20 protein-coding genes and 1 tRNA gene are annotated in these 14866 nt (G+C 58.0%); 16 read left to right on the top strand and 5 right to left on the bottom strand.

The annotated features are described in order from the left end of the window. Window positions 1-261 precede the first annotated feature (261 nt). A complete protein-coding gene (locus tag BMX17_RS14215) occupies window positions 262-1614 on the top strand; it encodes a ribonuclease J (protein WP_092661197.1) in 1353 nt (450 codons plus the stop codon). Window positions 1615-1746: 132 nt separating this feature from the next. Here the strand turns inward: BMX17_RS14215 and BMX17_RS14210 are convergent. Both BMX17_RS14210 and BMX17_RS14205 read right to left on the bottom strand, forming a co-directional pair. Then, window positions 1747-1821 (bottom strand) — tRNA-Met (locus tag BMX17_RS14210). A gap of 56 nt (window positions 1822-1877) precedes the next feature. Beyond that, window positions 1878-2729 carry a hypothetical protein gene (locus tag BMX17_RS14205; protein ID WP_139203525.1) on the bottom strand — a complete coding sequence of 284 codons (852 nt, stop codon included), beginning with the start codon at window positions 2727-2729 and terminating at the stop codon, window positions 1878-1880. Between the two features lie 106 nt (window positions 2730-2835). Here BMX17_RS14205 and BMX17_RS14200 point away from each other — a divergent pair, with 106 nt between their 5' ends. Then, window positions 2836-3537, top strand: a complete 702-nt coding sequence (locus BMX17_RS14200) for a tyrosine-type recombinase/integrase (RefSeq protein WP_092661193.1) — start codon at window positions 2836-2838, stop codon at window positions 3535-3537. 135 nt (window positions 3538-3672) lie between these two features. On the opposite strand, the gene BMX17_RS14195 is transcribed toward BMX17_RS14200, so the two are convergent. Next, window positions 3673-3999 (bottom strand): hypothetical protein, encoded by a 327-nt coding sequence (locus BMX17_RS14195; protein WP_092661191.1) that lies wholly within the window; start codon window positions 3997-3999, stop codon window positions 3673-3675. A gap of 282 nt (window positions 4000-4281) precedes the next feature. Between BMX17_RS14195 and BMX17_RS14190 the strand changes: the two genes are divergently transcribed. The 9 genes from BMX17_RS14190 (at window position 4282) to BMX17_RS14150 (ending at window position 7823) form a co-directional block, all read left to right on the top strand. Beyond that, window positions 4282-4629, top strand: coding sequence for a hypothetical protein (locus tag BMX17_RS14190; RefSeq protein ID WP_092661189.1), 348 nt, complete (start codon window positions 4282-4284; stop codon window positions 4627-4629). After that, a complete protein-coding gene (locus BMX17_RS14185) occupies window positions 4622-5188 on the top strand; it encodes a hypothetical protein (RefSeq protein ID WP_092661187.1) in 567 nt (188 codons plus the stop codon). The genes BMX17_RS14190 and BMX17_RS14185 overlap by 8 nt, the downstream gene beginning before the upstream one ends. Before the next feature lie 150 nt (window positions 5189-5338). Continuing rightward, window positions 5339-5656, top strand: a complete 318-nt coding sequence (locus BMX17_RS14180) for a hypothetical protein (protein ID WP_092661185.1) — start codon at window positions 5339-5341, stop codon at window positions 5654-5656. Window positions 5657-5666: 10 nt separating this feature from the next. After that, window positions 5667-5984: a hypothetical protein gene (locus tag BMX17_RS14175; RefSeq protein ID WP_092661183.1), complete on the top strand. Its 318-nt coding sequence runs from the start codon at window positions 5667-5669 to the stop codon at window positions 5982-5984. Then, window positions 5975-6196 carry a hypothetical protein gene (locus BMX17_RS14170; RefSeq protein WP_092661181.1) on the top strand — a complete coding sequence of 74 codons (222 nt, stop codon included), beginning with the start codon at window positions 5975-5977 and terminating at the stop codon, window positions 6194-6196. Before BMX17_RS14175 ends, BMX17_RS14170 begins: the two co-directional genes overlap by 10 nt. Beyond that, entirely contained in the window at window positions 6193-6411 is a 219-nt protein-coding gene (locus BMX17_RS14165; protein ID WP_092661179.1) for a DUF8129 domain-containing protein, read from the top strand. The genes BMX17_RS14170 and BMX17_RS14165 overlap by 4 nt, the downstream gene beginning before the upstream one ends. Before the next feature lie 55 nt (window positions 6412-6466). Continuing rightward, entirely contained in the window at window positions 6467-6700 is a 234-nt protein-coding gene (locus tag BMX17_RS14160; RefSeq protein WP_092661177.1) for a hypothetical protein, read from the top strand. Between the two features lie 8 nt (window positions 6701-6708). Then, window positions 6709-6924 (top strand): hypothetical protein, encoded by a 216-nt coding sequence (locus BMX17_RS14155; protein WP_139203524.1) that lies wholly within the window; start codon window positions 6709-6711, stop codon window positions 6922-6924. A gap of 74 nt (window positions 6925-6998) precedes the next feature. Next, a complete protein-coding gene (locus BMX17_RS14150; protein WP_092661173.1) occupies window positions 6999-7823 on the top strand; it encodes a hypothetical protein in 825 nt (274 codons plus the stop codon). A 567-nt stretch (window positions 7824-8390) separates the two neighbouring features. Here the strand turns inward: BMX17_RS14150 and BMX17_RS26700 are convergent. Further along, the gene (locus BMX17_RS26700) at window positions 8391-8576 is read right to left on the bottom strand and encodes a hypothetical protein (RefSeq protein ID WP_139203523.1); all 186 of its coding nucleotides are present in this window, start codon (window positions 8574-8576) and stop codon (window positions 8391-8393) included. A 134-nt stretch (window positions 8577-8710) separates the two neighbouring features. Next, window positions 8711-8995 (bottom strand): hypothetical protein, encoded by a 285-nt coding sequence (locus BMX17_RS14140; protein ID WP_139203522.1) that lies wholly within the window; start codon window positions 8993-8995, stop codon window positions 8711-8713. A 178-nt stretch (window positions 8996-9173) separates the two neighbouring features. Between BMX17_RS14140 and BMX17_RS14135 the strand changes: the two genes are divergently transcribed. The 5 genes from BMX17_RS14135 to BMX17_RS14115 all read left to right on the top strand — a co-directional run bounded on the left by BMX17_RS14135 (window position 9174) and on the right by BMX17_RS14115 (window position 14168). Further along, a complete protein-coding gene (locus BMX17_RS14135; RefSeq protein ID WP_092661167.1) occupies window positions 9174-9989 on the top strand; it encodes an N-6 DNA methylase in 816 nt (271 codons plus the stop codon). A 151-nt stretch (window positions 9990-10140) separates the two neighbouring features. Beyond that, complete coding sequence (locus BMX17_RS14130; RefSeq protein ID WP_092661165.1) at window positions 10141-10716, top strand: hypothetical protein; 576 nt, start codon at window positions 10141-10143, stop codon at window positions 10714-10716. Then, the gene (locus BMX17_RS14125) at window positions 10713-10949 is read left to right on the top strand and encodes a hypothetical protein (RefSeq protein WP_092661162.1); all 237 of its coding nucleotides are present in this window, start codon (window positions 10713-10715) and stop codon (window positions 10947-10949) included. The genes BMX17_RS14130 and BMX17_RS14125 overlap by 4 nt, the downstream gene beginning before the upstream one ends. A 421-nt stretch (window positions 10950-11370) precedes the next feature. Next, the gene (locus BMX17_RS14120) at window positions 11371-12069 is read left to right on the top strand and encodes a hypothetical protein (protein ID WP_139203521.1); all 699 of its coding nucleotides are present in this window, start codon (window positions 11371-11373) and stop codon (window positions 12067-12069) included. An 860-nt stretch (window positions 12070-12929) separates the two neighbouring features. Beyond that, window positions 12930-14168 (top strand): orc1/cdc6 family replication initiation protein, encoded by a 1239-nt coding sequence (locus BMX17_RS14115; RefSeq protein WP_092661157.1) that lies wholly within the window; start codon window positions 12930-12932, stop codon window positions 14166-14168. Window positions 14169-14866: the final 698 nt, after the last annotated feature.

The raw sequence follows: 14866 nt of genomic DNA, 5'->3' as shown, positions 1-14866 counted from the left end.
CACCGACAGACCGGGGTTCCCTCGGGCGGCCAGTCCTCTATCCGATCTCCACGTTCCGTAAAAGCGATCCACCGACTATTTACGTCGTGGCGTTCGAGTATACGTAACCGAAAGACGCGCTGTCCCCGGAGAAGGAGTGACAGTCGACGGGTGCTCTCAGCAGAACGCCGTACCGTGCCGACGATATCGGGTTACTCCCTCTCCTCCTATACCAGGCGCACTTGTTTCGAGTTCTGGGACTGCTCTGATCGGACTCCCATCATGGAAATCGAAATTGCGACAATCGGCGGTTACGAGGAAGTCGGCCGGCAGATGACGGCAGTACGAGCGGGCGACGACATCGTCGTCTTCGACATGGGTCTGAACCTCTCGAAGGTCCTGATCCACGACAACATCCGAACCGAGGAGATGCGGTCGCTCGACCTGATCGACATGGGTGCGATCCCCGACGATCGGGTCATGTCCGAACTCGACGGCGAGGTGCAGGCAATCGTACCGACCCACGGCCACCTGGATCACATCGGGGCCATCTCGAAGCTGGCCCACCGCTACGATGCACCCATCGTCGCGACACCGTTCACCCGCGAACTCGTCGACGAGGAGGTCCACGACGAAAGCGAGTACGTCGTGAACAACGACCTGATCTCGATGGAAGCCGGCGAGACGATGCAGATCGGCGAACATTGCGAACTGGAGTTCGTCAACGTCACCCACTCCATTATCGACGCGATCAATCCGGTCCTCCACACGCCCGAAGGGTCGATCGTCTATGGGCTGGACAAGCGGGTGGATCACACGCCGGTCATCGGCGATCCCATCGACATGAAGCGGTTCCGGGAGATCGGACGCGAGGACGGAGGCGTCCTCTGTTATATCGAGGACTGCACGAACGCGAACAAGAAGGGCCGGACACCGAGTGAGGCCGTCGCCCGCCGACAGCTCCGAGACGTGATGCGAAGCATCGAAGACTGGGACGGCGGTATCGTCGCTACCACGTTCTCCTCCCATATCGCTCGCGTGAAGAGCATCGTGGAGTTTGCCCAGGATATCGGCCGCGAACCAGTCCTGCTGGGGCGATCGATGGAGCAATACTCAGGCACTGCCGCCCGCCTCGACGGGCTCGACGTGGGCTTCCCGGACGATCTCGGGATGTACGGCCACCGCAAGTCCGTCGACAGAGCGTTCAAGCGAATCATGAACGAGGGCAAGGAAAAGTTCCTCCCGGTCGTCACCGGCCACCAGGGCGAGCCACGCGCGATGCTCACCCGGATGGGCCGCGGCGAAACGCCATTCGAGCTGACCGACGGTGACAAGGTCATCTTCTCGGCGCGAGTCATTCCGGAGCCAACCAATGAGGGCCAGCGCTACCAGTCAGAGAAACTGCTGAGTATGCAGGGCGCGCGTATCTACGACGACGTGCACGTCTCGGGCCATCTGCGTCAGGAGGGCCACTACCAGATGCTGGACGCCCTCCAGCCTCAACACGTCATCCCCGCCCATCAGGACATGGCCGGATTCTCGGGGTACGTCGAACTGGCCGGGAACAAGGGATACGACCTCGGTCGCGATCTGCATGTGACCTCGAACGGGAACACAATCCAACTCGTAGAATAGCGGGAGGTGGATTTGAACCGTGGTCGTTCCACTTCGCTCCATCCCTGACTTCGAATCTACATAGCGACTCTTGACGTTCGTGGAGGCGAGCACACGCGACGCGGTGCTCGCCGTGTTATTCACATCGAAAAGTAGCGGGAGGTAGATTTGAACTACCGATCTGCGGGTTATGAGCCCGCCGGAATCTCCGAGCTATCCCATCCCGCTATCTGTAGCGTTTTCCCGTACCGACAAAAGGGTTGAGAAGTCGTTCTTATTCCATGTTACAGCTCCGCAAGCAGGGTCTCCTGAACTCCGTCAAGCACGCTTTTGCGGTCGTACTCACCGCTCGTGATGGAGAGCAATCCGATGTTCTCCTCGTCGACGGGAACCCACACCTGTACGAATCCGGCGGCGCTGTCGAGGTGGGCGACCTTCGAGGCAGGTTTCTGCCAGAGTACGGCCTCGTTACCGGTGTATTCGGGGTGGATGTCGTCTGGAAGCGGGCGGACGGTCTGCTCTCGGAAGTCTTCGTCTCGCTGGAGCAACTCCCGAACGTCGCCCTCCAGCACGTGTTTTTCGACTTCTTCTTCGACTTCGCTTCCCAGCGTTAGCATGATATTTTTGAGGAATTTCTCCAGATCCCGTGCTGGAACGATCTTGTCGGCGTGTTCCAGAATCTCCGGCTCACGTTGGGGTGGATAGGCGTTTATACCGACGTTGAACTGATCGTAGTGGGTGTTATGATAGTAGGTAACGAGCACTCGTGGGTCCGATCCCGGAAGGTAGGGATCGGGGATCTCGAAAAACGTTACCAGTTCCAGTGGCTCGTAGACATCGTAGGTACTCGCGAGGTAGGCCTCGAGTTTGGGCATCTCCTCACGTGATAGCGTCCAGCCGAGATACCGCTGAATCTCCTGCTCGACCGGGTCGTCATCCAGATAGAAGAACGTGTGCCGGTCGTAGTCGTCGTAGGCCACCCATGCGAGGTGGTCGACCGGTCCATCGGTGACGAATATTGCCTCGTGGACCTGCTTCACAACTGCACTTGGACATTGCTCCAGAACCAGTTCTTCGATTCGGGAGAGGCCATCTTCCGGATCAATTTCGTATTCTCCGACGGGTTGCCCCTTCATCCAGATTGAGGTAGCACCAGGAGCGAATAATGAGTTACTGTTTCGATTGCTCCTGACAGTTCAAGAATACAAATACCCACGTGACGGCCGCGAGTGTAAGAGGACGATGACACAGTGGCAAACTGAGTCGAACGAGTGGGCTGATCGGCATCGGCGATCTCTGACGACGAGACATACATACGAAGATGTCCTCACCGACCGCGAGTTTGAGTTACTGGTGGAAGCCTGCTCGGAATTACCCGAGCCCCGGAGATTTCAAGCACGTTTCATCTGTCTGATCGCTGGTCGGCTAGGACTGCGTGCAGGAGAGATTGCGCATTTCGATACGAACTGGCTGGACTGGGACCGAAAGTTAGTGCGGATACCCAAATCCGAACCATGTGCGTGTGGCTACTGTCACCGGCAAGCTGCTCAAGAAGCGTCACACAATGAAACTCTCAGTGTCCAAGATGCGCTCGCTTCTAGATGGCATCCGAAGACGATCGCGTCTGCACGGGCGATTCCATTCGATCTTTCTCTGAGAGTCGAACTCTGTATTGAGCGATTTAGCGATCGGTATTCGTCGTTTCCTCATTCTCGGACGACCGTGAACAGACGAGTACAGGAAGCGGCAGAACAGGCTGCGCTCAGCGGACGTGTATATCCGCACTGTCTTCGGGCTACGGCTGCCAGTTATCACGCGTACAAGGGTGTTGCCCCCGTCCCGTTACAAGCCCTGATGGGTTGGAGTGACCTCGCTACTGCTCAAAAATACATTCGTATTTCAGGAACAGCTACGGCTGACGCAGTACGACAAGTTCACTACTGACTGGTTAACATCTTCCCCGCAATTTTGTTGCGTCGTGCTGTATACAACCTCTATATTCAGCACCCGACCACTGGAGAGATAGGATCTCAATAGAAAGTAACCTAATCCCTATATGAATATCAATTGAAAGACAGTTCATAGAAACACAAGTAAGAGCGTGAGTAAGAACAAAAGCGGCAATACTACTCGAGCAGCGAGGAGAAATTTAGAACCTGGATTTACAACACGTCTTATTTGCATTGACGTTCCGTTCTCTTCGATGTAATTGAGATACGGGATGAGTACGGATTCGATAATCCATCCAATCAAGCCGAAAACGAGGCCCATCATCCCGACGTAGAGAATATCTCTACTATTCAGGTAGACTGGTTCAATAAACAGCGCTGGAATAATCAATACGAAACCGACGGCAGCTAAGAATTTGTGAATGTTGTCGAAGGGTAAATCAGGTATGTCAACCATTCGCTACTATGACATCCACATCAGGGGTATTTAACATTTAATGAGGTTTATAAGATGTTTTCAATCACACATTCTGCGAATCTAATGACCTGCAACTTTGCTGTATGCACGCTCTGTATTTAGCACGCCAGTAGGAAACCATCACCAGTTTAGGGAGTGGTGATCACAGGAGATCGACTGGATCCACTAGCCGCGACATTACGGTGAGTTTTTCCCCCTCTGCAGGCTGGAAGGATGTCCAACCGATCCGACACACCACCCTGTCCGCAATGCAGTGCGCCGATGGAACTGTGCGATCCGAGCCACGAGAAGCCGTTCTGGACCTGCCCACTGGACCACGACCAACCGGCCGTGGTCCTCCCAAGTGAGAACATCGATTACGCGGCCGCGCTGGCCCGCGTCCGCCTGCTTGATACCTTCGACACCCAGGGGGTTGATCCGTTCGCCGGGCCGCTGCGCGAGACACCGGCCCCGCCGATACTGTTCAGTTCACTCGTTCTTGAGCGGCTCCAGCAGGTCTTCGAGCACAAACAGCTCCGAGAACGCAAGGACCACCACGACGAGGACGCCTACCAATCGTCGCGAACGGCAAGCGAACAGCGCCACCTCGGACAGTTCACCGATGTCTAGAGGGATATCCAAGACCGCAGACGCCGAGCACTGCCGATTCTGCGGGACCGCCGACGCTCGGTTCTTCGGCAGCGCGCATACCTACGTCCGCTGGCCTGCCGACGTCGCCAAGGAAGATGGAATGTACCACTTCATTATCTGCGACGACTGTGCGCTGTCGACGCGCGACAACGAGTCGGTCGTGGCAGACCAGTTCCGGCCCGGTGATCGTGACTACCTCCGGACCTGCGACATCTGTGGCGCCGTTGGCTGTCGCTCCGCCAGCGTCCGTGGCTGGGCCAGCGAGAAACCCGACGGCGCTCGCGACGACCGGACCTACCGGATCCAGGGCGTCATCGGCTGGACCGTCGAAATCGCCGGCTTCGAAGGAGGGGTCTGCTCCTGTATCGAGTGCAGTCCGATCCAACCCGTCGACTGTGTCCGCCGGCCCGACCGCGAGTACGACGACGACGCGACCGTCCTCGTGTCCCCACCGTTCGAGCAGGACGGCTCTGTCTCGAGCGAAGACTTGGACAACGAACACCGACAGGCCCAGATCGATACCTGGACTCGCCCGTAGCGACTCCAGTAGGAACTGATAGTCCGCAGTCTTAACCAACAGTCGAGCTATCACCTCCGTAAAATCGGGGATTCCGCCAGATGTGTTGGTTAAAGACTCAGCCCCGCTCGCTCGCCAGCGTCAGTTTGTGTCCTCCGGGCGGGTGAGAGTATGTCTTCCCAGATCGAAGCACACAGCGGCCAGCAGCGTGCGCTCGAACAGTTCGTGGCCACCGGCGCCCAGCCCGACAGCCACCAGATCCACCGCTCAGTCGTCGAGCAGGCCAGCGCCGACAGTTCGCCGCAGACGATCCGTGACCACGTCCTCAAGACGCTCTGCCGGCAGGTCCCTGCTCTCGGCGTGGCCGACATTCACGATCTTCGGGTGAGTCTCGACGTCGACGTTGACGCCGATTCGCCCGTCGACGCCCAGGTCACGACGGTCCTCCAGGCGGCCGTCGCGATGCTCGACGAGTGGAACCACCTCTAAGGAGAAACCAATGTCTGAGAACTTCACGCTCGGCGATTTCGGGGCTGGGGGTCAGCGCTCGCGAGCCGGCGACACTCGGATCGACATCGAACAGCGGGCCAAAGAGGCCACCGCCGGCGAGTGGGAATATCTCGTCCACACCGAGAACCGGATCGGCTGGCATATTCCGGACGACACGGCAACGCTCGCACTCCACCGAGGCGAGACTGGGACGACCCTGAAGCGAGGCTCCCGAATCGTCGGCACCGAAGACACGCTTGTTGCCGGTCTTGAGTTGGCTGCCGCGTATATGCGCGACCACCCGGAGGGGGAGTCTCGATGGTCCTGATCGAACGCGACGAGTGGCCGATTATCGAGCGTCAACGCGTCGACGACGCCCTCCGGCGAGCGCGCTGGTGGCAGACCGTCGAACCGCACAAGTGCGCGTTCTGGAGCGTGTTCGACAGCACTCTCCTCGCGCACTATCCGGAGTGTCGATTCAAACAGGGCCAGCAGGTCACACTCGGCGACTTCGGGGAAAACGGAGGTGCATCTGCGTGACCAACGATGAAGATCGGGATGCGATCCTTGACCAGCTTCCCCCGGAGAAACTGTTGTCGGCGACCAATCCAGAGTTGATCCGGGCGGGAATCCGATGTATGGACTCTCTGTCGACGGTTCGAGAGTATGTGGCCTACGAGAACACTCACGAGGCACGGACAGGTATTCTCGGACAGCTCCGTATGCGCGCTCGCGAACTCCGCCAACAAGACTGAACTCACGGTCTCGCCCTCAGTTTGTTCCGCCAAGGGGGTGCGGCGATCCAGACCAATGTCTCAAGAATCCACGACACCGACCGAACAGTCGTCCCCAACGGACACCCTCGGTACCGAGATCGAAGAGAACAGAGCCCGGATCGTGTTCGATCCAGAAGCCGCCCCCTGGTTCCGAACACTCGTCCACGAGCAACTCGCGACGGCTGACCTGCTTGCGACCGAGCGCCGCTCAACTGACGACGAGATCATCGAGGTCGAACTCAAGCCCGAAACGCACCCGACAGACTAACCATGTTGATGATTGAGCATCCGAGTGCTGCGTGTCCCGAGTGTAGCCAGCCACTGCTGTACGGGACGAAAGAGGAAGCCAGCAGCTGGAAAGTCTACTACGAATGCACCGCCAAGTGTGGATTCGAAGAACGAGTCGGGCGAGTCTCCATGTCGGAAGTCGACCATCAGGACGAACTCGACCGAAAAGCCGAGGAGATGGGTGAGCGATACACAGAAGGGTAGGTCCACCGTCGACGGCGGTTTGTCTTCCCCGTGGGGGTGAGGGTCGTGCCCGAGAGCGCGGCCCGCTCGTACCCATGTCCGTCGATGAATCCACATCCGCAAGTTCCGACACTGACCAGCAACCGACCCAGCAGTGCGCCCTCTGCGACGCATCGCTCTCGCGCAGTTCCCAACACCTCGCGGACAACCGCGAGACGCTCATCTACACCTGTGGCGACTGTCGGATCGGCGCCACGGCCGTCGTTCAGCAATCCGGTGCGCCAAGCGAGCGCTGCCAGCGCCGTCTCGACAGCCGACAGGGCAACGCGATAGACGGCCTGTCCGTCTACCGGCTGTCCGCCTTCGTCACCGACGAGTTCCCTGCCGGCCAGTACACAGTTACCCGGACCGGCGAACACACATTCGAAATCGCCCTGCCCGAGTCCGCGACTCAGTGGGACATCCTCCGCCTCGTGGATCAGCTGTCGGTCGGCCCCCTCGACGCCGAGGCCGACGACCGAAGCGTGATCGTCCGGGACACCCGCTGGACCGACGGCCCGTCTGAGGCAGTTCCCGACGGCGGCGTCGTCCAGGCTCGGATTGCAGACGGGACCGTTCCCGATCCCGCCGACGATCCACTCGCCGTCGCCGACGACGACGAACCTCGGACCAAGCGGGCCAAGCGCGAGGAGATCGACGTCTCGTTTCAGGAGAAACCCGGTGTGTACGAGGTCCACTCGGCCTCTGGGAGTTACTACGACGTCGACGTGGTGACAGAACAGTGTACCTGCCCCGACTTCGAGCAGACCTGCAGCGATCCAGACACGCCCGTCGACAAGTGCAAGCACCTCCGGCGGGTCGCGCTTGAAATCGAGGCCGGCACCGTCCCGCGGCCAGACGGGAAACTCCCTGACGCGTAAGAATTGAGTCAGCTACCCTCCCCTAGGAGTGGTCGCCCCAAGGGTTTCCCCCAGCAGGGGTTTCTCCCGTAGCCCACTCCCAGTTGGCCGCCCTCACGCGCCGGATTGCTCGGCGCGGATCCGGGAGCGTCCCCCTCTGTGCCGCCCGCAGAGGCAAGAGCCGCTGCGTACTGTCGAAAGCGGCTGTTCGGTTTAGCTCCCTGGGCTCGTGCTGGTATCGCCGCAAGTCCCGCTTGTTCGGGTTGTCCCCGGCAGCAGGTAGCTCAGTCCAGTGTGGGAACGCTATGCCGCGCTGGAAACACGCAGCCGACGGGTGTGTTCCCGCCTCCCGTACTGGACGTGCAGGCTACGGTGGCCAATTTGCGTTTTCCAGTGTATATTTCGTCCGATGTTGCCCTGTTTGTCCTCCCCAGTGGCGGTGCGGGACGTACCTCAGATCGCGTCCTCGAACGAACCATGTCCATCGACGAAACCACCGCTCGCGACGACCACGTACAGCTTCGCTTTGACCAGCACGGCGCCCCGATCTCCCCCAGAATCGGCGACCCAGATCGAACCGCTCCCTGGTCAGACCTGAACTGCAGCATTCCGAATTCGCTTCCAGAAACGCGCCAGGTGTCCCTCGCAGAGTGCGTCCTCGTCGAACTCGAGCACGAACCCGTCGCCGTACAGCTGGCATTCCGCGACGAGTGGACGCTGTTCTTCCACGCCGAGTTCGCCAGTGGCGATCAGGAAAGCGAGTTCGTCCGGCACCGGCTAACCTCGGCAGCGGGCCAGCAGACTGTCGCGATGCCACGGGCAGACGTTCGCGATCAGCTGCTCACCTACCTGGGCCGCTCGGACTCCGCTGGGCGAGGGTCGCTGACAGTCCGCCCCCTTTCGAGGCTCTAGTCACGAGCGACCGAGGGAATCGACACGTCGTCGATCACCGCTGCCTGCCGGATTGCACAGAGGTCCACACAGACCCCGTGGTCCTCGAACTGAGCGCAGCTGCACCACCCGACGTGGCCATCCTCGCGTTCCGCAAGACTGCAATTCGCGGGAATTTCACCGCTGGCGTCGACGAGGAACAGATCCGGGCGGCCCGCTTCAGAAATTTCGACCGAGTACTCGAGTGCAGTCTGCCAGATGTCCGGTCGCTGTTCGCGCTCGGCGTGGAAATCGACCTCCACGGCATCGTCCGGGATCCGACTAATTTGGGTTCGAGCCGTCGACATTTCGGGGTTCGAAGCAGTGGACTCGGCTGTTTTCATCGTGAGTCCTCACTATTTCTTGTTACAATATCTAGAGCTAAGAAATTACCGGAATCGATCACTCTCGGTCAGTTTGTCTCGCTCTCCGGGTGCGAGCATGGCGTCACCACAAGTCGATACTGACCCGATTGTTTCGATTCTCAACCAGATCCAGCAGCGCGGCCACAGCGCCTACACGATTTTCGAGGACTGGGTCGACCTCATGCTGTATGCCCTCCAGCGCCGTGACGATCCGTACCTGGAGATCGTCGACGAATACAACGAGGCCCGAGATATGGACCACTCCCAAGGAGAACGGACGATGGACCTCTTCGCCAACGCCTTCGGCCAACTCCAGAAACAGATGGCCGATACAGACGCCGACATCCTCGGCGCCGTCTACGAGGAGTACGGCATGAGCAGCGACAATTTCGGCCAGCACTTCACACCTCACAACGTCTGTGAAATGCTGGTCGAGATTACCCACACCGTCGACGACCAGCCCCGAGACGACGGCACCCAGCGGGCTGTCACTGACCCGGCCTGTGGGAGCGGGCGGATGCTGTTGTGCGGTGGCCGGAGACTTCCAGAGGCAGTGTTCGTCGGCCAGGACAAAGACCCCCTCTGTGCCAAGATGACTGCGCTGAACCTCTGTTTCTTTAATCTCGACGGGTATGCGATCCTCGGGGACTCACTCACACTCGAGTATCGTCGCGTCTGGCAGACGACCCACTCCCCTCGGGGCGGCGCTGTTCGCGAACTCGACGACGAACAGATCCAGACTCTCCGAGACAACCTCGCTCCGGAGGACGACACCGATGCGTCCGAGGAGAAGTCAGAGCCCGCAAAACTGGTCGCTAAAACAGGCTCGGTCCCCGACGACACTGCAACCGAACAGCAGTCATTGACTGTGTTCCAGACTGAGGATATATAATATCCTAATTATATTTTGTCACCCCCCCACGTTTCCAGTGTAAATGTTCGATAATACGGCATTACACTGCTTCATCCCACTGTTCACAATTCGATAGCGGGGTGCCTCTCCCGAGTTTGTGTCCCCCATCTGACTGGAGGACTCAAAGAAAATGAGCTCCGAAGCATCCGACTCTTCGACCGACACGCCAGCACAGCAGTCCGAGTCGACAACTGTGGAACCGACGCTGACGGTCGTCGCGACCGGGCCGGCGACGTTCACCCGCCAGGTCAGTGGCGACGATGAAGCAACCATTCTCGCCGAACACGACACCGTCGAACTCTCCATCGAACGGGAGCTACAATCAGCCGACGACTTCGAGACAGTGATCGACCCGATGTTCGACGGGAACGGCCCGACTGTCTGCAAACTCAGGGTCATCGAGGACCTGATCTACGACCATGCGATGGACGGGTACGAACGCGCCGGCGGCAGGGACGACTGGTCGATAGAGATTAGCGGGACGACCGCCGACTGGAAGCAAATGGGTCTCGACCTTGTTCCCGATCTCCATCGGCGCAGCACTGACGAGGGTGCGGCGGTCAGGCGACTCTGGAACCTCGCTGCCGACGGCGTGACCAACGACGGCGCCGTCCTCGCTGCGCTCGATCTCGTCGACCAGCACGACATTGACACCCGTCGCGAGAAACTGACCGATCTGCTGACCGACGTGGGTGACGGCAAGTGATCGATCCCATTGCCCTTGTTGTTCTCAAGAACAACGCAGTCGTAACCACGCCGGATGGAGACACCGAGGCAGAGCAGGTCGCCGTCCACGAGTTCAGTCGTTCGGATGCCCGCAACCTCCGCGTTCGGACGAGCATCGGTGACGTGTATATCCGGCGCGTCGATATCGACCACGTCGTCGACCTTCGCACTGACGAGTATCGGCCGCGAGAGCTCGAATACATCGTCGACTGAGCCCACCGTTCGTACTGGGCAGATTTTCTCTCCCTCTCGAGCAAACGGAATGTATCCTGACACTCAACAAAAACTAAGAGTCCCGTCGACGTACTCTCTTTTCGACTCGATGTCTGATAGAAATCCTCTCTACGACGAAGACGCTCCTCGTGGAACGATCTACTCTGACCCGACTGGCGACCCACATGCCGAACCGGACGAACACGATCCGGCCAGCGGCTACTATCCCGATCGGAAAGACCAACGCGAACAATATGACCGCCATACCTGCCAGGACTGCGATAGGGAGATCCCGAAATCCTATGACCGCTGTGGGCTCTGTGCCCGGAAAGCGGGTGAGACGCCGGATCGCCCGTGGCCCCAGGATGAAAACACCAAGACTGAGAGTGACCAAGAGACACCCGACTGGACGTTCGGTCGGGTGGTCTTTGCGGTCGTTCAAGCGTCAACGCGCTACGAAGCGCTCGCGCTTGGCACCTCGGCGTTCACCCTCGCCGATGGTGATGCACTGCTTGGTGACGCGAACGCTCGCCACGCCGATGTGAAGCCGGTGGCCGACTTCGAGAGTTCGCCGGCGAGGCACCTCACAGCTGGCTGGGTCGATGTCGTCGACGTCGCGCCCCTCCACAGCGATGATGGTGAGCGACTCTTCGAGGCGGCTGTCGAGCGGACAGTCCAGGACTCGGGAGCAAACACCCACCTCTATCTGACTGAGGGTAACCCGCTCGTGACTCAGGACGACGTCGACGCTCTCCAGGAGCAGATCAATGGAGGTGACGAGCAGTACTGGACCATCTCCGGCATCGTCCGCCGGTACAAGTTCAGCCCGGATCGTTCGATTCCCGACTCTGAGCCGAAAGTTCTTGAGTGTCAGGAGTGTGGAGCAGAAACAGCCCATCGGTACACAGGGAAGTCAGCGTTGGATGGAGAGCACGGACTACCGGTGTGGGTCTGTGCAGAGTGTGACATGCCCCGGTTTGGGCACGAACCAGACGACTCCAAACCGGACGAGGTGATCGAGGACTTCGTTGACGGCTGGCAGGACGGTCGAGCCGAGCTTCACGATCGGGTGATGCGTTCTTACTACGACGATCATGGAAGATATCCTTGGAAAAAGTGAATCGCCTCGGGGTCAAGCCCCGGATTATTCGCCTCGCTGACCAGTATAAAGGGGACGCTCCGACAATCGGGTGCCAGCTGGGTCCAAGCACCCCACTATGTCCGCAGTTCTTCAGTGATCTCCCTTCAGCACCCATCGAAAACTGCGGACATGGTGGGGTGGTGATTCCACTCCAATACATCACAAGTGCAAACTCACACAAAGAAGCCGTCTTACAATCGTTCGAGAAAATACGAGGGGTCAAGAAAAATATCCCTATATATCACCCCACCGTGTCCGCAGTTCTACACAGGCCCCAAGCCCGGAGTGGCCAAGAACAGCGGACATGGTGGGGAGTTCATTAGCAGTGGCTTTGCTAGAAATAGCCGGTAAAGAGGGCTGAAAGGCAGGTTAAGAAGAGGAAGACCAATGCTGAAAGTTGAATAGCACTACTGAGGATCATTAGGAGAGGAAGCGTGGACGGAAGCGATCTAGCGGCCAACGAGGAGCCACAGAGGGCAAACGGAGAAAGAAGGCGATAAGATACAGGAAATGACACACCCACCCCACCATGTCCGCTGTTCTGCGTAACAGAGGGGAGGGGGGAAGAGAAACACCCATTGAGGAACGGATCTTCGATTGTTCCTCTTGATGATAAGGAATCGTTCGGAGACTACTCCCTCTCCTATTATAAATCTATTCTAGTCACAATGAACATTATATGATAGCTGCGAAGGGGCCACTACACCTATTCACGATTACTGCGGACATAGTGGGGTGGGAGGGTCCCCTGGATGAACTTATAAGTTCAGAACAGCGGAAACGGCGGACACTGCGGACAGGGGTGGTTTTATCACCCATCCCTTCCATGTCTCCCGCAAATGGGCATGTTCGAACGGGATACCGAAATCTACCGAAACCGTGATGCCCTTCGTGAGGATTATCAGCCGGACGAACTCGTTGGTCGCGATGAGGAACTTGAGCGATACAAGACTGCTCTTCAGCCAGTGATCAACGGGGAGCAACCGAATAATATCTTTCTCTACGGCAAGACTGGAGTCGGGAAGACAGCCGGGACTCGGTTCCTCTTAGACCATCTCATCGAAGACGCAGCACAGTACGAAGATATCGATCTTACTGTGAAGATGCTCAACTGCGACGGGCTCTCTAGCAGCTATCAAATTGCGACGCGTCTCGTCAACAAGTTCCGTGCTGACTCGAACCAGATCTCCACGACTGGGTATCCACGGGCAACCGTCTACGATATGCTCTGGTCGGAACTTGACGACTGTGGTGGGACTGTCATCATCGTCCTTGACGAGGTTGACCACATCGAAGACGACAGCATCCTATACCAACTTCCACGAGCGCGAGCGAATGGCAACCTGTCAGAAGCGAAAATCGGCATTATTGGGATCTCGAACGACTTCTCGTTTCGAGATAACCTCTCTCCGAAGGTCAAGAGTTCGCTGTGTGAGGAGGAACTACAGTTCCCAGCTTACGATGCAAACGAACTCATAAAGATCCTTTCACAACGAGCACAGGTGGCCTTTCACGAGGATGTCGTTGACGACGGTGTCATTGAGCTGTGTGCCGCATACGGTGCGAAAGACGCCGGCGACGCCCGGCAATCTCTCGACCTGTTGATGAAGACCGGCGACTTGGCTCGTGACTACGATACGGATACAGTCACTGACGATCTCGTTCGCGACGCCCGAGAAGAACTCGAACGCGGGCGGATTCGTGAGGGGATTTCTGGACTGACCCAACACGGGCATCTCGTCTTGTATGCACTGCTGACGCTTGAACAGCAAGGCGAGACACCGGTGCGCTCTCGGGATATCCGACCGCGGTACACGAGCTTTGCCGAACAAGTCGGCGTTGATCCACTGGTTCCCCGCCGGATGCGGGATCATCTCGGAGAGCTCTCGATGCTGGGAATTATTTCCGCGGTCGAACGCAATGAGGGTCGCCGCGGAGGGACATACCGCGAGTATTCTACCGACATGGATGTCGGGATGATTCTGAAGGCGCTCGAAGAGACAGTTGAACAGGTCGGAATCCACGAATCCGTATCTGAGATGGTCGATCAGGAGACGACCCTCTCGGAATATACCTGAGGCGTTCAGCATTGTCTCCTTGCGTATTTGACCCAGTAGAACAGCGGACAAGGTGGGGTGCAGAACTCTGATTACGATCGCAGTCTTCTCCGCTCGATTTCAGACCACCTTACCGTGGAGGAAGAACAGCGGACAAGGTGGGGTCCCTGGTTTGCCCCCAAACGTGAGGATGTCATAGAACGAGTAGCACATCGCGCTGTGCCTTCGACTTGTCATCGCAATCACCAACTACGAACGCGGAGACAATCTGGGAAGTACGATCATCGCGGTGTGAGAAGAGTTCTATGACTCCCTCTTTCAGCTTCTATTCAGATGAGAATGTCCGAAATGCTCCGGTCGAGAACTATTGTATGACACGCTCTAGAGAGACATATCGTTAGCCGGCTGTCCCGATGGTAGGTGGAAGATCTTTTCGCTCATGCGTAGTACATTGTTGATCGACAGCCTTCTGGTGATTGCCTCTTCCCGTCGATCCGTCGCGATCCGCATCGTGAGCCGACCACCATCTCGATCAGAAACTACGTAGTGATCGCTCCAACTGTATCAACAATCTACTTCGGAAGAGCGTTCCGTGTAAATCAGACTATGTGAGGCCTATTGTAGCGTATCGAGAGAAGCAGTTAGCTGCTGTTGCATATCAAGACCTGTGTGGAACCGACCAACGATCTCTACTTGATGCTCTGGACAGGCAAGGATCG

Origin of the sequence: Halorientalis persicus (assembly GCF_900110215.1) — an archaeon.
GTDB classification, from domain to species: Archaea; Halobacteriota; Halobacteria; order Halobacteriales; family Haloarculaceae; genus Halorientalis; species Halorientalis persica.
The sequence above is the reverse complement of the archived record's forward strand: the minus strand, read 5'-3'. Positions and strand labels throughout refer to the sequence as shown.